The 22,273-nt window shown below is 67.8% G+C and carries 20 protein-coding genes and 1 tRNA gene; 11 read left to right on the top strand and 10 right to left on the bottom strand.

Going from position 1 to position 22,273, the window contains the following annotated elements:
• Both PMI02_RS23205 and PMI02_RS23210 read right to left on the bottom strand, forming a co-directional pair.
• On the bottom strand, positions 1 to 147 hold a 147-nt coding region (locus PMI02_RS23205), incomplete at its 3' end, for an SDR family NAD(P)-dependent oxidoreductase (RefSeq protein ID WP_202948648.1).
• Between the two features lie 134 nt (positions 148 to 281).
• Entirely contained in the window at positions 282 to 1,391 is a 1,110-nt protein-coding gene (locus PMI02_RS23210; RefSeq protein ID WP_007687612.1) for a helix-turn-helix transcriptional regulator, read from the bottom strand.
• A gap of 128 nt (positions 1,392 to 1,519) precedes the next feature.
• Between PMI02_RS23210 and PMI02_RS23215 the strand changes: the two genes are divergently transcribed.
• From PMI02_RS23215 to PMI02_RS23240, 6 genes are all read left to right on the top strand, one after another.
• On the top strand, positions 1,520 to 2,638 hold the full coding sequence (locus tag PMI02_RS23215) for an LLM class flavin-dependent oxidoreductase (RefSeq protein WP_007687614.1): 1,119 nt from the start codon (positions 1,520 to 1,522) through the stop codon (positions 2,636 to 2,638).
• On the top strand, positions 2,635 to 3,813 hold the full coding sequence (locus PMI02_RS23220; protein WP_007687617.1) for a sulfotransferase: 1,179 nt from the start codon (positions 2,635 to 2,637) through the stop codon (positions 3,811 to 3,813). Before PMI02_RS23215 ends, PMI02_RS23220 begins: the two co-directional genes overlap by 4 nt.
• Before the next feature lie 7 nt (positions 3,814 to 3,820).
• Positions 3,821 to 4,618 (top strand): sugar phosphate isomerase/epimerase, encoded by a 798-nt coding sequence (locus tag PMI02_RS23225; protein ID WP_007687619.1) that lies wholly within the window; start codon positions 3,821 to 3,823, stop codon positions 4,616 to 4,618.
• Between the two features lie 2 nt (positions 4,619 to 4,620).
• The gene (locus PMI02_RS23230; protein ID WP_007687621.1) at positions 4,621 to 5,856 is read left to right on the top strand and encodes a DUF1214 domain-containing protein; all 1,236 of its coding nucleotides are present in this window, start codon (positions 4,621 to 4,623) and stop codon (positions 5,854 to 5,856) included.
• Positions 5,857 to 5,992: 136 nt separating this feature from the next.
• Positions 5,993 to 6,412: a DoxX family protein gene (locus tag PMI02_RS23235; protein ID WP_007687623.1), complete on the top strand. Its 420-nt coding sequence runs from the start codon at positions 5,993 to 5,995 to the stop codon at positions 6,410 to 6,412.
• A gap of 151 nt (positions 6,413 to 6,563) precedes the next feature.
• On the top strand, positions 6,564 to 8,789 hold the full coding sequence (locus PMI02_RS23240; RefSeq protein WP_007687624.1) for a glycosyltransferase family 41 protein: 2,226 nt from the start codon (positions 6,564 to 6,566) through the stop codon (positions 8,787 to 8,789).
• 3 nt (positions 8,790 to 8,792) lie between these two features.
• Here PMI02_RS23240 and PMI02_RS23245 read toward each other — a convergent pair whose 3' ends face one another.
• From PMI02_RS23245 to lptB, 5 genes are all read right to left on the bottom strand, one after another.
• Positions 8,793 to 9,305, bottom strand: coding sequence for a methylated-DNA--[protein]-cysteine S-methyltransferase (locus PMI02_RS23245; protein ID WP_007687626.1), 513 nt, complete (start codon positions 9,303 to 9,305; stop codon positions 8,793 to 8,795).
• Between the two features lie 92 nt (positions 9,306 to 9,397).
• Positions 9,398 to 10,714, bottom strand: coding sequence for a glycosyltransferase (locus tag PMI02_RS23250; protein WP_007687629.1), 1,317 nt, complete (start codon positions 10,712 to 10,714; stop codon positions 9,398 to 9,400).
• A 241-nt stretch (positions 10,715 to 10,955) separates the two neighbouring features.
• Entirely contained in the window at positions 10,956 to 11,639 is a 684-nt protein-coding gene (locus PMI02_RS23255) for an energy transducer TonB (RefSeq protein WP_007687631.1), read from the bottom strand.
• Between the two features lie 176 nt (positions 11,640 to 11,815).
• Positions 11,816 to 13,327: an RNA polymerase factor sigma-54 gene (gene rpoN / locus PMI02_RS23260; protein ID WP_007687633.1), complete on the bottom strand. Its 1,512-nt coding sequence runs from the start codon at positions 13,325 to 13,327 to the stop codon at positions 11,816 to 11,818.
• 44 nt (positions 13,328 to 13,371) lie between these two features.
• Positions 13,372 to 14,181 carry an LPS export ABC transporter ATP-binding protein gene (gene lptB, locus PMI02_RS23265; RefSeq protein ID WP_007687635.1) on the bottom strand — a complete coding sequence of 270 codons (810 nt, stop codon included), beginning with the start codon at positions 14,179 to 14,181 and terminating at the stop codon, positions 13,372 to 13,374.
• Between the two features lie 194 nt (positions 14,182 to 14,375).
• On the opposite strand from lptB, the gene PMI02_RS23270 reads away from it, so the two are divergent.
• A complete protein-coding gene (locus PMI02_RS23270) occupies positions 14,376 to 14,843 on the top strand; it encodes a hypothetical protein (protein WP_007687637.1) in 468 nt (155 codons plus the stop codon).
• A gap of 130 nt (positions 14,844 to 14,973) precedes the next feature.
• Positions 14,974 to 16,320: a TldD/PmbA family protein gene (locus PMI02_RS23275; RefSeq protein ID WP_007687639.1), complete on the top strand. Its 1,347-nt coding sequence runs from the start codon at positions 14,974 to 14,976 to the stop codon at positions 16,318 to 16,320.
• Positions 16,321 to 16,382: 62 nt separating this feature from the next.
• Here the strand turns inward: PMI02_RS23275 and PMI02_RS23280 are convergent.
• Positions 16,383 to 16,457 (bottom strand) — tRNA-Gly (locus PMI02_RS23280).
• A gap of 123 nt (positions 16,458 to 16,580) precedes the next feature.
• Positions 16,581 to 16,928 carry a hypothetical protein gene (locus PMI02_RS23285; RefSeq protein WP_007687649.1) on the bottom strand — a complete coding sequence of 116 codons (348 nt, stop codon included), beginning with the start codon at positions 16,926 to 16,928 and terminating at the stop codon, positions 16,581 to 16,583.
• A gap of 203 nt (positions 16,929 to 17,131) precedes the next feature.
• Here PMI02_RS23285 and PMI02_RS23290 point away from each other — a divergent pair, with 203 nt between their 5' ends.
• Positions 17,132 to 17,869: an SDR family NAD(P)-dependent oxidoreductase gene (locus PMI02_RS23290; protein WP_007687650.1), complete on the top strand. Its 738-nt coding sequence runs from the start codon at positions 17,132 to 17,134 to the stop codon at positions 17,867 to 17,869.
• Position 17,870: 1 nt separating this feature from the next.
• On the opposite strand, the gene PMI02_RS23295 is transcribed toward PMI02_RS23290, so the two are convergent.
• A complete protein-coding gene (locus PMI02_RS23295; protein ID WP_007687651.1) occupies positions 17,871 to 18,116 on the bottom strand; it encodes a GlsB/YeaQ/YmgE family stress response membrane protein in 246 nt (81 codons plus the stop codon).
• A 799-nt stretch (positions 18,117 to 18,915) separates the two neighbouring features.
• Here PMI02_RS23295 and PMI02_RS23300 point away from each other — a divergent pair.
• Entirely contained in the window at positions 18,916 to 20,820 is a 1,905-nt protein-coding gene (locus tag PMI02_RS23300) for a ribonucleoside-diphosphate reductase subunit alpha (RefSeq protein WP_238539149.1), read from the top strand.
• Positions 20,821 to 20,994: 174 nt separating this feature from the next.
• A complete protein-coding gene (locus PMI02_RS23305; RefSeq protein WP_007687654.1) occupies positions 20,995 to 22,071 on the top strand; it encodes a DUF1440 domain-containing protein in 1,077 nt (358 codons plus the stop codon).
• Positions 22,072 to 22,273: the final 202 nt, after the last annotated feature.

A 22,273-nucleotide genomic window follows, 5' to 3' on the forward strand; every position in this document is an offset into this window, starting at 1 on the left:
CCCCGGGAGCCGGTCGGCCCGGCGGGCGGACAGGGCGACGGTCGCCCCCGCTTCGGCGAGGCACAGCGCCGCCGCTTCGCCGATGCCCGACGAGGCCCCGGTGACGAGCACGACTTTTCCTGCGAGGGGCTGGGTCATCGGTGGCATTCTCCCGGTTGTTCGTAGCGGCCTTCAAGGCCCGATCGTATGCATTGGCTGACGCCGCGACCTCGCATAGTCAACCCAAAATGCTGAACACCTGTTCTAATCGCTCTGGCGCGGCGGCGGGATGTATCCGATCGTCACGCAATCACCAGCACGCTACGGTGGATGAAGCGCACGAGGTCGGACTGCCCGCGCGCGCCGGTCTTGGCGTAGATGCGCTTGGAATAAGTCCGCGCCGACTCCACCGTCAGGCCCAGTTCGGGCGCAGCCTCGCTGATCGACATGCCCCGGCTGAGCGCCAGCGCCAGCCGCGCCTCGCTGGGCGCGAGGTCGAACAGCTGCGCCAGCTGCTCGCAGCGGTCGGCGGAGGACCAGTTGTCGGCGTGAAGGTAGCAGACGATCGCGGGCGCGGCCTGGGTGGTGCCCATGCGCTGGCCCGAGGGCACCAGCAGCAGGTCGAGCCAGGGCTCGCGGCTCAGCACCACGGCGCGCGGCCGGGCTTGCGGGTCGACCGCCAGCTCGCGGATCGCGGCGAGCAATTGCCGCCGCAGCGCCGGGTCCTTCGCGGTCAGCCGCCCGTCCTTGGCGCGCGCGATCCGGGCACCGTCGGCAAGCATCTGCCCGCCGAGATGGTCGGCGTCGAGCACCCGCCCCTCTCCGTCGAGCGTGAGCCAGCCGAAGTTGAGCCGCCGCACCGCCTCGCGCGCGACGGCGGCGGTCATGCGCTCGCGCTCGAGCGCTACGAAGCTGCCGAGTGCGGGCCGCATGTAGGGCGCCAGACTTTCCAGCAGCGCATCCACCTCGGCTGCGAACTCGCTGTCGCGCCGGGTCACGGTTATCCAGCCACTGTGCCCGCCGGGCTCGGCGAAGCGGATCATGCGCAGGTGGTTCATACCGGACGGCACCAGCAGCTGCGACAGGTAGGCGTCGTGGTCGGGCTCGCCGAACTGGAGTAGTTCATCGAGACGATAGGCACGGCCCTCCACCATCTCGTGATAGGGCATGGGGTCGCGCAGGTAGAGTTTCTCGCGGTAGTGGCGCGTCACCGGCGGGGGCGAGGCGCTGCCGGAATAGAGGTGGATCACCCGCGCTTCGGGCGTGCCGAGCGGCAGGGGACGGAACACCAGACTGGCATAATCGCCGCCCACCGCCACGCGCAGCGCATCGAGGAAGCCGCGCCAGGGCGGGTCCTCCACCAGTCCTTCTATCAACGACGCGACGAGCGCGCCGAAGCTGTCTCCCAACATCTCTCTCATCCCCAAATGGGAATTTGCTTGGGCCGATCGGTAGACCACCAGAGGGGCACGAACAACGAGGCGCGCACCGCTCCGGCGATGACCGGCGGCGATGGCGCGCCCGCCGAGAGGATGATCCCATGAAAGTGCAGCCCGCCGCCTTCCTGCGAACGACCCTGCCGCTCGGCATCGACATGGTGGGGGAGTACGATTCGGGGCGCTACCATTCGATCTGGCTGCCCGACCACATGGTCAGCTTCTGGCCCGATTCGATCTGGACGCCCGAGTTCACCGACCTCGCGAAAGCCTCGCCCAGCCCGCACCGCCACCTCGACGGCATGGCGGTGAGCGCGGCGGCGGCGGTGCTGACGAAGAACACCCCGCTCGCCACCACCGTGGTCGACACCGTGCGCCGCCACCCCTCGCTGCTGGCGCAGAGCGCGCTGACGATCAGCCACTTGTCCAAGGGACGCTTCATCCTCGGCCTCGGCTCGGGCGAGCTAGAGAACACGGTGCCTTATGGCTTCGACTTTTCGAAGCCGGTCGGCCGGTTCGAGGAAGCGATCAAGGTCATCAAGCTGCTCTGGCACGCGGACGGCCCGGTCGACTTCGAGGGCGAGTTCTTCCACCTCGAACACGCGCGCCTCGATACCGAATTCTACGACGGCAAGGCGCCGCCGATCTGGACCGGTGCGGCGGGCCCAAGGATGCTCGGCATCACCGGGCGGGAGGCGGACGGCTGGTGGCCGGCGGGCGCCTGGACGCCCGAGGATTACGCCGCCAAGCTCAAGGTCATCCTCGACGCGGGCGACGCCGCCGGGCGCGACATGAGCCAATTCACCCCTGCCCTTACCCAGATTTGCCTGATCGGCGAGCCCGACGAAGTCGACGAAATGCTGCGCGCGCCGATGGTCAAGTCGATCATCCTGATGATCACCGCCAAGGACCTCGCACAGTTCGGATACGAGCATCCGATGGGCCCCGACTGGCGCGGCATCATGGACTTCGATCCGGTGAAACTCAGCCGCGAGGCGATGCTGCGCTTCTGCGACGAGATGGACCCGCAGGCGATCCGCGACATCCTGCCCGTGGGCACCCCGGCCGAGGTCGCGCTCAAGATCAAGGGCTTCGCGGACGCCGGCATGCGCGTCTACAAGATCATGGAATACGGTGCGATGGGCGGCATGAAATTCTCCGCCACCTCCGCCGCCAAAGTGCGCGCCACCGAGGACGCGATCCAGAAGCTGGTGGAGGCATGAGCGTCGCCGTGCTGGAACTGGACGCGCAGCAATTGCTGCAGCATGCCACGGCCGGGACCGGCCTCGCCGACTGGGCGGACGAGGGCTTCGCCGATCGTTTTGCCCTGGCCGTGGCGCACATCAACACGATCCCGATGGAGGCCGCCGGACGGCAGGCGGCGGCGGACAACATCCACTGGCTGCTCACCGATCGGCTGCGCTTCTTCCAGGACCGCAAGGATTATCCGCTCGCCGACGAAGTGATCGAGCGCCCCATGTTCGCCAGCGGCGAGCCGCGTTCGGGCACCACGCTGATGCATGCGCTGATGGCGGTCGATCCCGATGCCCGGGCGCTGCGCTTCGCCGAAGTCATGCACCCCTCGCCCCCGCCCGGCGCGGTTTCTGGCAAGGATCCGCGCCATGCGCAGGCCGACGCGGAATGGCGCGAGATCAACACGAAGATGTCGAAGTGGCTGCACTGCCACCCCTACAACGACATGCTGGGCGACGGCCTGCCCGAGGACGAACGGACCTGGGCCTTCGACTTCCGCGTCATGACACCCACCGCCTGGTGGCGCGTGCCGATGCAGAACCTCTCCATGGGCCTGCCCACCGACCCTGTCGCCCAGTACCGCATCCACAAGGCCATGCTGCAGGCGTTCCAGTACGGGCGCGAGGCGAAGTATTGGGTGCTCAAGGGCTTCCACACCACGCGGCTGGAAGCGTTCTTCGACACCTATCCCGACGCCACGCTGGTCTGGCTGCACCGCGATCCGGTGATGGTCGCGGCCAGTTCGACGATGATGATGTCCGACATCATGGAGGGCATCGTCGGCAGGATCGACATCATGAAGGAAGCGAAAATGCACCTTGAGCGGGTCCGCTGGTCGATCGGCAACACCATGGCAAACCCGCTGACGGACGACCCGCGCATCCACCACGTCCTCTACCACGATTTCGTCGCCGACCCGGTCGCCACCGTGCGCGGCTACTATGCCTTCGCCGGGCGTGATTTCGGCGAGCGGCAGGAGTCCGCCATGCGCCGCTACCTTGCCGAGAACCGGGGCGACCGCCACGGCAAGTTCCATTATTCGACGCAGGTCCTCGTCGATGCCGGCTACGACATCGACGAACTCAACGCCGAGTTCGCCCCCTTCCGCGAGCGCTTCGGCGTGCCCATCGAGGTGCGAAAGTGAGGCGGTGATGCACCCGCGCGTCAGCCTCCACCAGGTTGCCTTCATGACGGAGCCGACCGCGCGGTTCGTGGACTTCTGCTGCGATATCGGCGTGCAGCATTGCAGCCTCGCCACGCCCCTGCTCCAGACCGAAGTGGAGCGCGAGGCGGCGCGCCGGGCGGGCGTCGGCATCGGCTGCGTCAACCACCCCTTTGCGGTCCACCCGGACCTCGAACGCGATTCCGGTGCGGCGACCGAGGGCCTGCTGGACGCCATCGCCATCGCCGCCGCCGTCGACGCACCTTCGATCTACCTCCTCACCGGCGGACGCGGCGCGCTATGTTGGGAGCAGGCGGCGGAGCGCTTCACCGAACTCATCGCGCCTGCCCGCGATGCCGCGCACAAGGCGGGCATCGCACTGTTGGTGGAGAACGCCTCGGCCTTCAACGCCGACATCCATATCGCCCACTCGCTGCCCGACGCCACGCGCCTCGCAAAGCTGGCGGGCATCGGCGTCTGCGTGGAACTCCACGCCTGCTGGGCCGAGGCGGGCCTTCGCGAAACCCTCGCCGCCGCGATGCCCCTCACCGGCCTCGTGCAGGTCAGCGACTACGTGCTGGGCGACCGCACCAGCCCCTGCCGCGCTGTGCCGGGCGACGGCACGATCCCGCTGGAGGCGATCCTGCGCGACGTGCTCGATCTCGGCTACGAGGGGCTGTTCGACCTCGAACTGGTCGGCCCGCGCATCGAGGCGGAGGGCGCGGCAGTGGCCTGCACCCGCGCCGCGCAGTACCTTTCCGACCTTCTCGACCGACTGGGAGCCTGACGATGGCCTATGGCGACGCACCCGACGATGCCCCCCTCGCCTCCGCGTGGGAGCAGTTCTGCGATAATCTCAAGGCTGCCGGGGCCAGTGCGTTCAAGGACGCCAACCCTGCCAACCCGCTCCAGCGCGCCGACGCCTTCCGATTCCTGACGCAGAGCCTGGGCCAGGCCTTCGACCTCGCGCTGGAGACGAAGGATCCCGCGTTCCCGCAGATCCACGCCTTCACCACGCCGACGATGAAGCTGGGCGGCGACGTCGCGGACTTCACCTACCGGCAAGCCTGGATCGACGGCGCCCATGCCTACCGCATCACGGGGCGCAAAGGCACCGCGCGCTGGCTCAACGTCACCGTGCAGGGCCCGCGCCCCGAGACGATCCCCGGCACCGACTGGCCCTCGCTCCACGAACCCTTCGGCGACATTCCCGAATGCAACATCCTCGGCAGCCAGATCGAAGCCGACGCGGATGGCAACTTCGAACTGTTCATCGGCGGCGAAGCACGCGAGCGGAATTGGCTTCCCACCACGCCCGGCAGCCGAAAGCTTTTCATCCGCGAAGCCTTCGACGGCTGGGACGAGACGCCAAGCACCCTCACCATCGAGCGCGTCGGCATGGCCGAGCCGCGCCCGCTCCCCAGCCCCGCCCGCATGATCGAGGCGATGGACTGGGCGGGCACGTTCGTAACCGGCCTGATGCGCGACTGGCCCGAGCACTCGTGGATGACCTCGCGCGGGGTCTGCGATCCGCAGGCGCTCAACCAGTTCCCCGCCGACAAAACCGCTAACGACAAGTCCGACGCCAAGCGCGGGCGCATGGCCGCGCACATGGTCTGGCGGCTCGAACCGCACCAGACGCTCATCGTCGAGATGGACATGCACCCCGGCTTCTGGATCTTCGGCATGGGCGGGGCCTTCGTGGGCTCGATGGACTTCCTCCACCGCCCGGTCAGCTACACCCCGGCGCGCACCCGAGTGGACGGCGACGGCGTGGTGCGGCTGGTGCTTTCGCACGACGATCCGGGCGTCCATAACTGGCTCGACACGCAGGGGTTCAGCGGCGGCAACCTGACTTACCGCAACCTTCTGACGCAGGACCCGGCCAGCTTCCGCACGCGGCTGATCGATCGCGCGGATTTGATGGACCACTTGCCCGCAGACACCGCCATGGTCACGCCGGAGGAACGGCAGGCCATGCTTCTGGAACGCTACCGCTCGATCAAGCGCCGCTACGGCATCTAATCCTCATTTCCAAATACTCGAACATATCGGCGCAATTTATCGCAATTATCCGGACGAATTTGGGAGGCCATACAGGACCCAACACGGCATCCGGTTCCATTGGGGGACCGCCCGCCCGTCACCAAGGAACCCGGACATGACCACCATCGTCGATACTCTTTCGCCCGCCGCCACCCGCAAGTCGGCAACCTCCACCCTCGAGCGCTCGCTTCCCGTCATCGGCCGCGTGCTGATCGCGGCGATCTTCCTGCTGAGCGGCGCCTCCAAGATCGCCGACCCCGCCGGTTCGATCGCCTACATTACCTCGGTCGGCCTGCCCCTGCCCGCACTGGCGCTGGTCGGCGCGATCGTGGTCGAGATCGTCGGCGGCCTGCTGCTGATCTCCGGTTACCGCGTGCGCACCGTCGCCGCCGTGCTTGCCGCGTTCAGCCTCGCCACCGCCGTGTTCTTCCACAGCGCGCTGGGCGACCAGAACCAGTTCATCCACTTCTTCAAGAACGTGGCGATGGCCGGCGGCCTGCTGCAGATCGTCGCCTTCGGCAAGAGCCGCGCCTGACACGCTGACCTGACCTCCCGCGCCCGCCCGTCGCCGAAATTCCGGCGGCGGGTGAGGTGCGTCTACGCAGTGCCCCCTAAGGGTGCGGTGACCTCCCCTGCACCATGTCCGCCTATCGTCCCCGCTCGATCCCCGAGCTGGAAGAGGGCCGATGAGCGGACTGGAAAGCCTCCTGATCAAGGCCAAGGGCGCGGCTCGGCGCGGCGAGACCGACGCGGCGCGCGCCATCTACCGACAGGTTCTGGGCCGCCATCCCCGCAATGCCCGCGCCCTGGCCGCGCTCGATGCGCTGGAAGCGAACGGCGACACCCCTGCCCAGCTCGAGTTCGACGCCATGGTCGCCGCTTTCCGCGCCGGACGGATGGACGAGGCGGCGCGGCTCGGCCAGTCGCTTTCGCGTGCCAATCCCCACGCCCACGGCGTCCACAACCTGCTGGGCGCGGCACTGCTCGACCTCGGCAACGACGGCGGCGCCGAGATGGCCTTCCGCCGCGCCATCGCCGCCGACCCGGACGCCCCCGCCGCCTACAACAACCTCGCCATCGCACTACGCCGGCAAGGCCGGTTGGAGGACGCGGAGGCGACCTACCGCGACGTGATCGCCCGCGCGCCCCGCTATGCCGATGCGCCTTACAACCTCGCCGGCCTGCTCGAACAGGCCGAGCGGCTGGACGAGGCGGCGCAGTGGCTGGAAACGGCGATCGTGATCGACCCCGGCCACGTCGACGCGCACTACAACCTCGGCAACCTGCGCGCGCGGCAGGGCTGGCGCGACGAGGCGATCGCCTGCTTCGCGGTCGCCGCCACGCTCAAGGCCGACCACAGCGACGCGCACAACAACATGGGCGCGCAGCTGCTCGCCGCCCAGCGCGCGGACGAAGCGCTCGCCGCGTTCGGCCGCGCGCTCGCCGCCGATCCCGCCAATGCGCAGGCCATGGTCAACCGCGGCAAGGCGCTGGTGCTCAAGGGCGACCGCGTCGCTGCCGTCGGCGCCTTCCGCGCCGCGCTGGCGCTGAACCCGCAGAACAAGTCCGCGCTGCTGCAGGCGCTGTTCGAGGAAGCGCACCTGTGCGACTGGCATGCACGCGGCGACTATGCGCTGACCGGCGGCCCCGAAGCGGCGGCGGTGCAGCCCTTCGCCTCGCTGCCTTTCGTGGACGATCCTGCGCACCAGTACCGCCGCTCGCTGGCATGCGCCGCGCGGATGTACCCCGACGCGCCCGCCAGCCTGCCGAGCCCTGCGCCGTCGACCGATGGCCGCATCCCCGTGGGCTATTTCTCCGCCGACTTCCACGATCATGCGACGATGCACCTGATGGCCGGATTCTTCCGCGAACACGATCGCAGCCGCTACGAGGTGCGCCTCTACAGCTACGGCCCCCGGCGCGAGGACGACGCCGCGCGCGTGGCCCTGCGCGGTGAGGTCGACGCCTTCGTCGAGATCGGGGGGATGCGCGACGAGGACGTGGTGGCCCTCGCCCGCGCGGACGGTCTGGACATCGCTGTGGACCTCAAAGGCTATACGCTGGGCACCCGCACGCGCCTGTTCGGCCAGCGCCTCGCGCCCGTGCAGGTCAGCTGGATGGGCTATCCCGGCACGCTGGGCCACGCGGCTATCGACTATTTCATCGCCGACCATGTGACCATGCCGCCGGGCGCAGAGGTGTTCTTCACCGAGAAGATCGTGCGCCTCGCGCACTGCTATCAGGCCAACGACGACCGGCGCGCCATCGTACCCGACACGCGCGGACGAACCAGGTGGGGACTGCCGGACACGGGGTTCGTGTTCGCCAGCTTCAACCAAAGCTACAAGATCTCGCCCGCCGAGTGGGACATCTGGATGGGTCTGCTGCGCGAGGTTCCGGGCAGCGTGCTGTGGCTGCTGGACACCGGAGCGCAGGTGCAGGCGAACCTGCGCCGGGAGGCCGAGGTGAGGGGCGTCGAGCCCGAGCGGCTGGTTTTTTCAAAGCCCATCGCACATGCCGAGCACCTCGGCAGGCTGATCCATGCCGACCTGTTCCTCGATACGTTCGCGGTCAACGCCCACACCACTGCGAGCGACGCGCTGTGGGCGGGCCTGCCGGTGCTGACGCTGGCCGGGCGCCAGTTCGCCGCCCGCGTCGCCGCAAGCCTCGTTCATGCCGCAGGGCTTCCCGAGCTGGCGGTGGAGGCTGCCGCGGACTACGCGGCGCTGGCCTTGAACCTTGCGCGCGATCCGGAGCGGATGGCGACGCTGCGCACAAGGCTGGCGGCGAAGCGCGCGACTTGTCCGTTGTTCGATACTGCGGATTACACGCGCCGGGTCGAGGACGCACTCTCCGAGATGCACCGCCGGGCGCAGTCGGGACTGCCGCCCGAGCATTTCGACGTGGGCTGACCTTCACAGAAGCAGCGGATGGCCTTCCAGTCGGAGCAGCCACGCCTTCGCCTCAAGCCCGCCGGCAAAGCCCGTCAACCCGCCGCTGCCCCCGATCACCCGGTGGCACGGTGCGATGATCGAGACCGGATTGCGCCCGTTCGCCGCGCCGACCGCCCGGCTCGCGCCCGGCCTTCCTAGGCTGCGCGCGATCTCGCCGTAACTGCGTGTTTCGCCGAAGGGGATCTCCAGCAGCGTCTGCCAGACGCCGCGCTGGAAATCGGTGCCACGAAAATCAAGCGGGAGGTCGAAAACCTGCAGGCGGCCCTGGAAGTAAGCCTCGAGCTGGGCTGCGGCCGCATCGAGCACCGGATGGCCGCCCTGCTCCACCGGGCCAAGCACTACGCGGCCGGGCCGGTCGTCCTCCCACAGGACTGCGGCGAGGCCGGCATCGCCCCCGACCAGCGTGAGTTCGCCGACCGGCGAGGGCATCGTCCGTTGAAACAGGGAGTACGTCGGAACCGGCATGAGCGACATCTGGCGCCGTCGGCGCCATGACGCAAGGGGCCGGAAAAGCGAAAGGGCGGCCCGTTACGGACCGCCCTTTGACCGGGACACACCACTATAACTCAGCCGCCGGCATTCGGTTCCGGCTTGCTCAGCAATGCCAGTAGCGAAATGCGGTTGAAGAACCACAGCCGCTGCAGTTTGAGCCCGCTGTACTTCGCCAGGGTGTTGGCGAACGTATAAGGGGTGTACCAGTGGTTGTGGTCCGGGTGGACCGCCTCCAGGAAAGTGCCGGTCTGCGCCACGTAGTCGAAGTGGCGAGTTCGGCACTGGAAGGCGTCGGGCACCGAGATCAGGAAAAGAGGCGCATCCACCGCCTCGATCTGCGCAAGGAAGCCGGCGACGTCGGGAACGTGCTCCATGACCTCGGGCACCAGTACGAGATCGTAGCTGTCCGACACCTGCGCGAAATCCGTGAACAGTTCGCCGAACACATGCGGGCGCAGCGCCTCCAGCGCCTCGGCATGGGGATCGAGACCGTCGAGCCTGGCGCAGTGCGGCTCCAGCGCAATGTGGAGCGAAGTGGACGGATCGGTGATCGGCCAGTCCGCGCAGCCGACATGGAGCACCCGTTGCCCGGCGCAGAGCCCGCGCAGCACGTCGAGCCGGCCCAGGTCGGCCAGTTCCGCGCTGACGGGCACGCGCTGGAGGAAGTAGGGCGCGTGCATCTGCTCCAGCGGGGAGTCGGCGGGCTCCTCCTCCGGCACGATCGGCAATTCCGGCGGCAGCGCGGCGACGGTGGAAACATCCGCCTCGTGCATCTTGTCGTAGCTCCTGAGCGTCGAGCCCCAGAGCTGGTGCGCGTAGACCTTGTCCGTTCCTTCGTAAGTCACCCCGGTGAAGTGGCGCGGGATGAAGTAGTGGCTCGGGTAGATGCGCAAGGGGGTGTAGAGGTGCGCGCGGTAAGCGTCGGTCAGGCGCTGCGGGCCGACCGTCTGCCACGCCATCGCGTCCGTCACGGTCGGCGCGGCGGAGATGTCGTCGATGATCTGCTTTACGAAGGCATTACCCGGCGAGCAGCCGAAATAGCCCGCCGCAATCAGGCCGGGCCGCGCGATCTCGCTCTCCCAGCAGGCGAAAGCTTCGCAGTCGAGCAGCCAGTCGTCGAGCGGTTCCACGCAGATGGAGTCGGCGTCGAAGACCACGCCGCCATGCTCGTGGAGGATTTCCCAGCGCATCATGTCGGCAACGCCGTTCCATTCGCGCTCCCGCATCTGGGCCATGTGGGCGGCGTTGATCCAGCCGCGCGCCTCGAACTCGGCATTCCCCCAGAGATGGAAGCCCCAGTCCGGATGCGCGGCGCGCCAGGTGTCGATGCAGTTGTCCGGGCGCCTGCTCTCGTCGCCCACCCAGATGAAGTGGAAGGTCTTGGGTATCATGCTTGCAGGGCCTCCGGCTGGGTTAGGGCCGGATGCTAGAGCCGCATGGTAAACCGCTTGCGAAGTGGACCTACGTGTAAGGCGAAGGGTCCTTCCCGGCCGGGCGGGGGGCCGGATGGCCGGGAAGGACAGGAGCCGGCCCGCGCCAGGGCGGCGCGAACGGCGAAAACTATCGGTCGGAGCGGGCCTGACTTGCGGAACCGCCTCGCTCCGACCGGGCAGCCCGAGGGCCGCCAGGGGGTCAGTCCTGAGGTATCACCCAGCGAATGGTGCCATCGTATGTGCCCGCGACCTTCTCTCCCATGGCGTCGCTCGCCGCATCGAAGCGGGCGCGGCGGGTGACGTTCCTGCAAGTCGCCGCGTCGAGCCCTGCATAGCCGCTTGACTGCGTGACGGTGCAGTCCGTGACCCGGCCCGAGGCGTCGATGCCGACGCGGAAGCGGACGGTTCCGGTGTGGCCGGCGCGGATGTCAGCGGTGGGATAGTCGTCGGTGGTGACCCAGCCGGCCTGGTTGCCGCGAGGGCGGGCGGTCTTCGGGGCGAAGCGGGCCGGCGGTTCGGTGGCCTTGGGCGTGACGAGCGGGGTCGGATCGCCGGTGGCGCCGCCGGTCGGCAGTACCGGGTCGATGATGACGTCCGTGAAGCTGTCGTCCCGCACGATGGGGAACTTCGGTTCGACCGTCGTGATCCGGGACGGGTCTGGCAGCGGCTTCTCGTCGATCTTGGGCGGCTCGACCGGCATGGGCGTGATCGGCGTCGTCGGATAGATCTGCGTCGGCAGGTGGCGAGGAGGATCGGGCGGGAACATCGAGACCGCGAAGCCATTGACCAGGGCGATCGCAAGCCCGCCCTGGATCAGCGCGACCGCGCCGCCGGTGATGGCCTTCTTGTTGCGATTGCCAGAATTCCCGCCGGTATAAGACATGGGCATCCTCTCCATATGCGGTCCATATCCCTGCAGTTGATCGCAGGCCCGGCACCGTTCATGGAAACAAGAGTATCACGACCAATTCAGTTGGGAATAGTTTTTTACTAAGGATGCCAAGCGTTTAATTAGGCATCGACACTATAAACAGGCTTAGCTCTTATTGCAGTGCAATATCATCGCGCGCCGGCCAGTACCTTCTGGCGGCGGCGCTGCACCGAACTGCCCAGCCCGATCGCCTCGCGGTACTTGGCGACGGTCCGGCGGGCGAGTTCGAAACCCTTGCCCTTGAGCAGGTCCACGAGCGCGTCATCGGAAAGGATCGCCTTGGGGTCCTCGGCGTCGATGAGTTGGCGGATCGCGGCCTTGACCGACTCGGCCGAAGCCCCGCCCTCACCGTCCGCCGAGCCGACGCCTGAGGTGAAGAAGTACTTCAGCTCATACGTCCCGCGCGGGCAGCTCAGGAACTTGTTCGAAGTGACGCGGCTGACGGTCGATTCGTGCATGCCGATGGCCTCCGCAACGGTGCGCAGGGTCAGCGGCTTCAGGTGCGAGACGCCGTGGCGGAAGAAGCCGTCCTGCTGCTTCACCAGTTCGGCGGCGACCTTCAGGATGGTCTTCTGCCGCTGGTCGAGCGCCTTGATGAGCCAGTTCGCGTCCGCCAGCTTGTCCGACAGCCAAGCGCGCGACGACTTGTCCGAACTGCCGCCCTTCAGCTCCACGTAGTAGCTGCGGTTGACGATCAGGCGCGGCAGCGTTGCCTGGTTGAGCGCGATGTCCCAGCCGCCCGGCCTTCCGTCGATTGGAGCGCGCGGCGTTATCAGCACGTCTGGCGTCACCGCGCGGCCGGGTTCGCCGCCGAAGCGCAGGCCGGGTTTTGGGTCGTAGCCGCGCAGTTCGGCGAGCATGTCGGCGAAATCCTCGTCGTCCACGCCGCACATGCGCTTCAGCCTCCCGAGTTCCCCGCGCGCGAGAAGGTCGAGATTGTCGATCAGCCGCGCCATGATCGGGTCGTAGCGGTCTGCCTCCCTGGCCTGAAGGGCGATGCATTCGGACAAGGTGCGCGCGCCGACACCGGTGGGATCGAGCGACTGCACCAGCGCAAGCCCCTGTCCGGCCTCGTCGATGCCGATGCCCAGGTCGGCGGCGATTTCGGACAGGCCGAGCGGCAGGTATCCGGCCTCGTCGAGCTGGCCTATGATGTAGCGGGCCACGCCGGCGATCATCGGATCGCGGGCCGCGGCGCCGACCTGGGCAGCAAGGTGCTCCGCCAGCGTGCTGCCCGAGGCGGCGCGCTCGTCGATGCCGGGACCTTCCTCGCCCGCGCCGCTGCGCAGATCGGCGCCCCAGGCCGCGTCGTCTCCCGTGTCGCGGTCGCGGTCGAGCGCGGAGGCATCGATGTCGAGCGGGCGGTCGTCTGCGCCGCGCCCCTCGCCGATCAGCTGGTCGACCGAGGAGCCTTCGAGGGTAGTGCGGCGCTCGTCGGGGATCTGGTCAGCCGGGACCTCGATCGAATCGGCAGGCGCGGCGGCGCCCACGTCGAGCAGCGGGTTGGCGTCGAGCGCCTCGCCGATGAAGGTTTCGATTTCGAGGTTGGACAGCGCCAGCAGCTTGATCGCCTGCTGCAACTGCGGCGTCATCACCAGCGACTGGCTCTGCCTGAGGTCCAGGCGTGGACCCAGGGCCACGGGTCAGAGCTCCGGAGGGAGCGGCCTCACAGCGTGAAGCCCCCTCACAGCGTGAAACCTTCGCCCAGGTACAGGCGCCGCACGTTCTCGTCCGCCACCAACGCTTCGGGGCTGCCCGCGAAGAGGACCTGACCGCCGTAGATGATGCAGGCCCGATCGACGATGTCGAGCGTCTCGCGCACGTTGTGGTCGGTGATGAGCACTCCGATGCCGCGCGTCTTGAGGTCACGCACGAGGTCGCGGATGTCCGAGATCGACAGCGGGTCGATGCCGGCGAACGGCTCGTCGAGCAGCATGATCGAGGGCTTTGCGGCCAGCGCGCGGGCAATCTCGCAGCGGCGGCGTTCACCGCCGGACAGCGCCATGGCCGGGCTGGTGCGCAGGCGCGTGAGGCCGAATTCGTCGAGCAGGCGGTCAAGCTCGGCCTGGCGCACGTCGCGGTCGGGCTCGTTCAGTTCGAGCACGGCGGCGATGTTCTGCTCCACCGTCAGCCCGCGGAAGATCGAGGTTTCCTGAGGCAGGTAGCCGAGCCCGAGGATCGCGCGGCGGTACATCGGCAGGCGGGTCACGTCGACGCCGTCCATGAGGATGCGCCCGGAGTCCGGCCGGACGAGGCCCATGATCGAATAGAAGCAGGTGGTCTTGCCCGCGCCGTTCGGGCCGAGCAGGCCAAGCACTTCGCCCTTGGCGACCGACAACGAAATGTCGGTCAGCACCGCGCGCTTGTCGTAGCTCTTGGCGATCGAGATGACCTCCAGCCCGCCGTTCTCGGCGAGAAGCTGCGCGTCGATGGCGTTCTTCTCCACGGGGGGAACGGCGCCGGGGTCCTGCGTGAGATCGGTGCTGGCAGTCATCGCGCGGGACTTAACGCAGGCAGGCGGGACACCGCAAGAAAGCATTTTCGCTTAGTCGCGGAGACTGGCAGGTTTCCTGCATGAGGAACGCCGTTCGGCAGTGCAGCGACCTTCGCACTTGCAAAAAATGGAACTGAACTTGATCTGAACAGCATAAGATGGTGTACTCAAAAAAAGATTAAGGAGTCGCCCCGATGGACAGGATATCGGACCATGCAGCGCACCAGTCGGCGCTCAGTTCCAGTTCGGCCCAACCCGCCGCCCCGCAGACGGGTGCGCTGGGATCGGTCCAGCCGGGCACCCTACCCTCGTTCCCCGGCCGCCGTTCGGCGATGATCGACTGGCGCCGGAAGATGAGCGACCACATCGCTTACGCCCTGCTCGTCTACACCGCGCTGCAGATTTTCGTGACGGTCGGCGCGCTCAAATCGAGCGGCGGTTCGCTGCTGCCCTATTTCGCGCTGGTGATGCTGGTGGTCGCCATCATCCCCGCCTGCCGCCGCTTCGAATCGCGGTGGAACCGCCTGACCGACGAGCAGGCCCATGACCCCGCGCTGGCACGCTACTACAAGCGAGACCGCCTCGCTCTTTGGGCCCTCGCGATCGGCTTGCCCTTCGCCCTGACCGCACTGTTCAAGGGCCTCGCGATCGCCTTCGCCTAACAGGCCGCCTTATCGGCCCAATTGCCTCCCTCGGCGAAACCCGGTCCTGCTTGAAACTCCCGTTTGCCCTCGCCCCGCGCGGCGACTAGGGCGGGCGCATGCATATCGAAGTCGGGAGTTTTTAGGTACGATGCTCAGTCCGGATCAGGCAAGGGACCGCGCGCTGGACCTGGTGGAGCGCGCTCGCCGTGCCGGGGCCGACGCCGCCGACGCGGTATACGGCGCCAGCTCCTCCGAAGGCATCCAGGTCCGCCTCGGCAAGCTGGAAGACGTCGAGCGCTCCGAAGGCGAGCACATCGCGCTGCGCGTGTTCTCGGGCACCCGCTCGGCCAGCATCGGCTCTTCCGACCTTTCGCCCGCCGCGCTCGACGAACTGGCGGCTCGCGCGATCGACATGGCCCGCCTCGCGCCCGAGGACGCCTACGCCGGCCTTGCGCCGCAGGACATGCTGGCCGGCGGCCCTTGGCCCGAACTCGACCTGATCGACCCTGCAGAACCCAGCCCCGCGACCCTGCGGGCGATGGCTGAGGAAGCCGAGGACGCCGCGCGGTCGGTCACCGGCGTCACCAATTCGGACGGCGCCACCGCCAGCGCCGGACTCGGCGTCTTCGCGCTGGCGACCAGCCACGGCTTTTCCGGCGCCTATGGCTCGACCAACCACTCGGTCAGCGCCTCGGTGGTCGGCGGCGAAGGTTCGGGCAAGCAGCGCGACAACGCCTGGCGCACCGCGCACCACGGCGCCGACCTGCCCTCGCCCGCCGAGATCGGCCGCCTCGCGGGTGAGCGTACCGTCGCCAAGCTTAACTCCGGCAAGATGAAAAGCGGCGCGATGCCGGTGATCTTCGACCCGCGCGTGTCCAGCTCGCTCGTCGGCCACCTGCTCGGCGCGATCGCGGGCAGTTCCATCGCCCGCCGCTCCAGCTTCCTTCTCGACAAGCTGGGCGACCAGATCTTCGCGCCCGGCACCCTGATCGCCGAGGACCCGCACGCCCCGCGCGGCCTGCGCGCGCGCCCCTTCGACGGCGAGGGCCTGCCGACCCGCGCCCGCAACATCGTCGAGGACGGGAGGGTGACCGGCTGGCTGCTCGATTCGGCCTCGGCCCGGCAGCTGGGTCTGGCGCCCACCGGCCACGCCACCCGTAACGGGGGCGGTGCGCCCAGCGTCTCGGTCGGCAACGTCCACCTCGGCGCGGGCGAGCTTTCGCCGGCGCAGCTGATGGCCGACATCGCCGACGGGGTCTACGTGACCGAGCTGATCGGCCAGGGCGTCAACGGCGTCACCGGCGACTACAGCCGCGGCGCCGCGGGCTTTCGCATCGTCAATGGAGAGCTGGCCGGGCCGGTCGCCGAGTTCACCATCGCCGGCAACCTGCTGGCGATGTTCGCGCGGATGACCGCCGCCAACGACCTCGAATGGTACCGCGCGATCAACGTGCCCACGGTGCGCGTGGACGGGATGACCGTCGCCGGAGACTGAGCGAAGCCTAGAGGGGGCAGCCGTAAGGGCGGCCCCGCTGATACGACGATGTCGAGGGAAATTGGAGCGGGCGAAGGGATTCGAACCCTCGACCCCAACCTTGGCAAGGTTGTGCTCTACCACTGAGCTACGCCCGCTCTGGCGTTTACGAGGGGCTTCGCATCAGCGCGCCGCCTCGGGTGGAGGGGCCACTAGCAGCGGTTCGCGCGCACTGCAAGAGGGCTGATAAACTCTCCGCGCGAATGCTTCACATGGGCGGATCAGCGCGCCTTGCGGGTCGCGTTCAGTGCCAGAGTGGCCAGCGTGAGCATGACCAGCACGGCGCAGCTGTCCGCCACGAGGTCCAGCCATTCGGCGTCGCGGTGAAGCAAGGGGATCATCTGCACCAGTTCGATGCCCGCTCCCAGCAGGACCAGCCCGCCGGCGATCTTCAGCCGCGAGACACCCGGATAACCCAGCGCCGCCAGCACCGCGAGCGTGGCGAAGGCCAGCATATGCTGGAACTTGTCGCTCGGTTCGCCCGGCAATTGCGGCGGATGCGGCAGCACGGCCATGACGACGGCAAAGACGAGCGCGAGCCAGAAGCCGATTCGGAAGATGTTCTGCATGGGGGCACTATCGTGCTGCATCGCAGCAGATACAAACCGAACTTACCTATCCCCCAAAAGAACCATTCGGCGGCGAAGGAAGGCGGAAAACAATCGGGCCTGCCACGCCGCTGCCATCGCCCGCGCGAACTTGAGCGAGGCTCGCTCGACATCACACGGTGCGGGCCGCAGCCTGCGATCCGGCTTGGGACCGGGAGCAGGGCATGGCGCGTACCGCATTCGTGACGGGATCATCGCAGGGCATCGGCGCTGCCACCGCGCGCACCCTGGGAGCGCAGGGCTGGCGGGTAATCGTCCACTACGGCGGGAGCCGCGACAAGGCGGAGGCGCTGGTCGCCGAAATCCGCGAGAGCGGCGCGGCGGCCGAGCTGGTCGGCGGCGACCTGTCTGATCCCGGTGCGCCCAGAGTGCTCGCCGCCGAAGTGGCCGCGCTTTGCCCGGAGGGGCTGCAGGCGCTCGTCCTCAACGCCGCCGTCATGCCCGCGTCCGACATCGCGACATGCAGCGAGGAGACTTTCGACCGGATCGTCGCGGTCAACCTGCGGGCGCCGTTCTTCCTGCTCCAGGCGCTGGGCCCGGTGCTGGAGGACGGGGCACGCGTGGTCTTCGTGTCCTCGCTCACCGCGCGGCGGGTGACGGGGGGCGTCGCGGCCTATGCGACGATGAAGGGCGGGACCGAAACGCTGGTGCGCCGCGCCGCGCAGGAGTTGGGCGCGCGCGGCATCCGGGTCAACGCGGTCGCGCCGGGCACCACCGCCACCGGGCCGATCGCGCGCTGGGCGGAGACCCCGGCGGGCTTCGAGGCGATCGTGCGCGACCAGGCACTCAAGCGCGTCGCTGAGCCCGACGACATTGCCGGGCCGATCGCCTTCCTGCTCGGCGACGCCGCCCGCTGGATCACCGGCGCGGTGATCCCCGTCGACGGCGGCGCGCTGCTCTAGCTTAGAAGCCTATGTGGAGCATGCGGCCGATGAAGATCAGCACGATCGCGCCGATGATCGAGGCCAGGCATCCCGCGCGGCTGAAGTCGCCGCTGCCCCGGCTGGTGACGAGGCCCGCCACCAGCGAGCCGCCGATGCCTAGCAGGATCGTCGCGATCCAGCTCATGTCGACGACGCCCGGGTAGAAATAACGCGCCAGCGCGCCGATCACGAGGCCGCTGATGATGGCGCCGATGATGTTCAACATAAGCCTCGAAAACTCCCCATTATACAGGTGCCGAAGCGGGCCAGCCGCCGGCGGCTAAATGGCCGGACCGGTACGGGTCGTACCAGTCCTGCCGTGATTGCACCGCCCGTTCTGCAGGCGACGTCGCGGATCGACGGCCGACGCGCTCCGCTGGATGATGTTCCGCGCGATTCGGTTCGTCGCAAGTGTGATTCGTCTGGTCGGTGATTTGTGTGGAAAAATTTTCTCGTCGTGAACATGATTTAGCTGTTGCGTTGCGGACCGGTGCAGGACTTCCCACGCGTCGCGGCAGGGCCCCCGCCGCATGTCGGGAATGGTCCGCGCATAAACGAAGTTTGGACGCCCTCTTGAACCTTTCGGTGGAAAGCGCACTATAGGTGGTGTCGCGCCGGTCACGGAGCCTCAACACCTAGGGATATCGCATCGGACCCCACAAGGCCCGCGCGGATGTCCCCACGGCGTTGTCGGGCTCTGTCGCCAGGGCGCGCGGACGGTCTGGCAGGGAATGTCTGTTCTCATTTTGTACTGGAAATGGTAGACGGGCCGTCCAACGCCCGCCGACTCGCTTCCAGCCCGCCCGACCGCTGGAAAAAGTGTGAACCGTCCTTGGGGCGGTTCGATGACATTTCGAGTTACGGGGGCACCGATGGATTTCAGGAACGCAAGCGATGACCAGGTGTCTGATACAGATGTGGATGCACAAGTGAGTTCGGGCCAGGTCGAGATGGAGGGGCTCTACGCCTCGCGCGAACCTGCGCCCCGCCAGGAAAAGGAGACGGGCAAGGGCCCGGCAGTCGCCATGGACAAGACAGATACCGCAACGGCGGAACTCGTGGCCGAGGCATTCGCGCAGGTGCCCAAGGCCGCCGCCAAGCTCGCCCAGGGCGATTCCAAGACGATCAATGCGCGCCGCTTCACCGTCGTCACCGACCATTCGCGCGACGCGCTCCTGACCGACTTCGGCAAGGAGACGCTCGACGACCGCTACCTCCTGCCCGGCGAGAAGTACCAGGACCTGTTCGCCCGCGTGGCCGATGCCTATGCCGACGACCAGGACCACGCCCAGCGTCTTTATGACTACATCTCGCGGCTGTGGTTCATGCCCGCCACCCCGGTCCTGTCGAACGGCGGCACCGGGCGCGGCCTGCCGATCTCGTGCTACCTGAACTCGGTGGACGACAGCCTCGAAGGCATCGTCGCCACCTGGAACGAGAACGTCTGGCTCGCCTCGCGCGGCGGCGGCATCGGCACCTACTGGGGCAACGTTCGCGGCATCGGCGAGCCGGTCGGCCTCAACGGCAAGACCAGCGGCATCATCCCTTTCGTGCGCGTGATGGACTCGCTGACGCTGGCGATCTCGCAGGGCTCGCTGCGCCGTGGTTCGGCTGCCTGCTACCTCGACGTCTCGCACCCTGAGATCGAGGAGTTCCTCGAGATCCGCAAGCCCTCGGGCGACTTCAACCGCAAGGCGCTCAACCTGCACCACGGCGTGCTGCTCACCGATGAGTTCATGGAAGCCGTCCGCGACGGCGCGCCGTTCCAGCTGCGCAGCCCCAAGGACGGCTCGGTCCGCAACACGGTCGACGCGCGCTCGCTGTTCCAGAAGCTGGTCGAAGTGCGCCTCGCCACCGGTGAGCCCTACATCGTCTTCTCCGACACCGTGAACCGCATGATGCCCAAGCATCACCGCGACCTCGGGCTCAAGGTCTCAACCTCGAACCTGTGCTCGGAAATCACGCTGCCCACAGGCCGCGACCACCTCGGCAACGACCGCACGGCGGTGTGCTGCCTCTCCTCGCTCAACCTGGAGACCTGGGAAGAGTGGAAGGGCGACAAGCGCTTCGTCGAAGACGTGCTGCGCTTCCTCGACAACGTCCTGCAGGACTACATCGACCGCGCGCCGGACGAGATGGCCCGCGCCAAGTACTCCGCCTCGCGTGAGCGGTCGGTTGGCATGGGCGTGATGGGCTTCCACTCGTACCTGCAGAAGCGCGGCATCGGCTTCGAAAGCGCGATGGCCAAGGCGCTCAACCTCCAGATGTTCCAGTACATCAACCAGAAGGCCAACGAGGCCTCGATGATGCTGGCCAAGGAGCGCGGACCCTGCCCCGACGCCGCCGACCAGGGCGTGATGGAGCGTTTCAGCTGCAAGATGGCGATCGCACCCACCGCGTCGATCTCGATCATCTGCGGCGGCACGTCTGCCTGCATCGAGCCGATCCCGGCCAACATCTACACCCACAAGACGCTTTCGGGCAGCTTCGTGGTGAAGAACCCGTACCTGCAGAAGCTGCTCGCCATGAAGAGCAAGGATTCCAACAACGTCTGGAATTCGATCCTCGAACACGGCGGTTCGGTCCAGCACCTCGACTTCCTCTCGGCCGATGAGAAGGCGGTCTACAAGACCAGCTTCGAGATCGACCAGCGCTGGCTGCTCGAATTCGCGGCCGACCGCACGCCCTACATCGACCAGGCGCAGTCGCTGAACCTGTTCATCCCTGCCGACGTCGATAAGTGGGACCTGATGATGCTCCACTTCCAGGCATGGGAGCGCGGCATCAAGTCGCTCTACTACCTGCGCTCCAAGTCGGTGCAGCGCGCCGGTTTCGCGGGCGGCGTGGAAGCGGACAACACCAACGAACTCGCCAAGTTCGAACTGGCTGCCAGCACCACCGACTACGACGAGTGCCTTGCTTGCCAGTAACGCGCTGACCAGCTGAGTTCACCGAGAGCGGCCTTCCGGGAAACCGGGAGGCCGTTTCGGTTTGGGCGGCTCGGCCCGCGTCGCGGGCGGTTCGGGCAGGCCTGGACAAATGCCGAGGAACCAAAGGCTTCGCGCAGCGTCGATAGGGCAAAGCTCTTTCGAAGGAACCTGCCCATGCCCCAGCCCGCCGAAACCGTTCGCGCGCCCGCCGCAGCGACGCCCACTGTCGATATCGCCGTCAACGTCAGCCAGGGAGCCGTTGCGGGCGCGGTGGCGGGGTTTGCCGCCTCGGCGGTGATGAACGGGTTCCAGTCACTGGTGACGCCATTGTTCCAGCCCTCGGGCGCGGGAGGTCCTCCGGCGACCGAACTGGCAGCGCAGCGCGTCTCGGTGATGGCCTCGGGCGCGAGGCTCGGCGATGGCGATCGGCAGGCGGGCGGCAATGCGGTCCATTACATCGTCGGCACAGTGACAGGCGGTCTCTACGGCGCGCTGGCCGAGGTGCGCCCCGGCGTCACGCGCTGGCACGGCTTTGCTCTCGGCCTCGCCGCGGCGACGCTGGTGGACCAGATCGCGGTGCCGCTCTCCGGTCTGGCCCGGCCGCCCTGGCGCTATACGCTGCGCACCCACCTTTATGGTTATGCTTCGCACCTCGTCTTCGGCTTCGTCACCGAGAGCGTGCGCAAGGTCCTGCGCGAACGGTTGGCGAAAGTGCGGCGCGAGCGAGCCGATGCGGTGACGCTTGACGACGTGTCCGTGCCGCTGATGCTGGGCCTCGCCAACGGTCAGAGGACCTTCACGCCGCCGGCCGCCGTGACGATCGCGGCGGCTGGCAGCGGGCTCGGGCTGGAGGGCACGCCGCTGGCGCTGCTCAATTCCAAGTGGACCGGCGTGCTCCTGGGCGCGGCGGCGATCGGCGAATATGTCATGGACAAGCAGCCGGGCATCCCCGCGCGCATCTCGCCGCCTGGACTGACGGCGCGGGCGCTGGGCGGCGCGCTGTCGGGCGCTGCGGCGGCGCGGCCGGGTAAGGCGTGGCTGGCCGCCGGCATCGGCGCGGCCGGGGCGCTGGCGGGCGGCTACATCAGCTACCGCATGCGCATGAGCCTGGCCCGCGCGCTGGGCCGCGATCGTCCGGTGGCCTTCGCCGAGGACGCCCTGTCGCTGCTCGGCTCGGCGGCGCTGGCAGGATACGCGGCAATGCGTCAGACCCAGCGCGAGGCCGGTGAACCGGAAAAGCTGGCCGCCTAGGGCCTTTGAATTAGTCGTCGTCCCAGCGCAGGCTGGGACCGCTGGCAGCTTAGCGCGAGCTTTAAGCGGGGCGGTCGCTGGGTAGTGCCCGTTGGCGAAGTTTCGGCCCAAGGGTACACGGCGGTCCCAGCCTGCGCTGGGATAACGGCAGTTGGTGAGGCTTGACATTTATAACCATTTAGGTTATATGGCCCAGCATCCG

Origin of the sequence: Novosphingobium sp. AP12 (assembly GCF_000281975.1) — a bacterium.
Taxonomy (GTDB): domain Bacteria; phylum Pseudomonadota; class Alphaproteobacteria; order Sphingomonadales; family Sphingomonadaceae; genus Novosphingobium.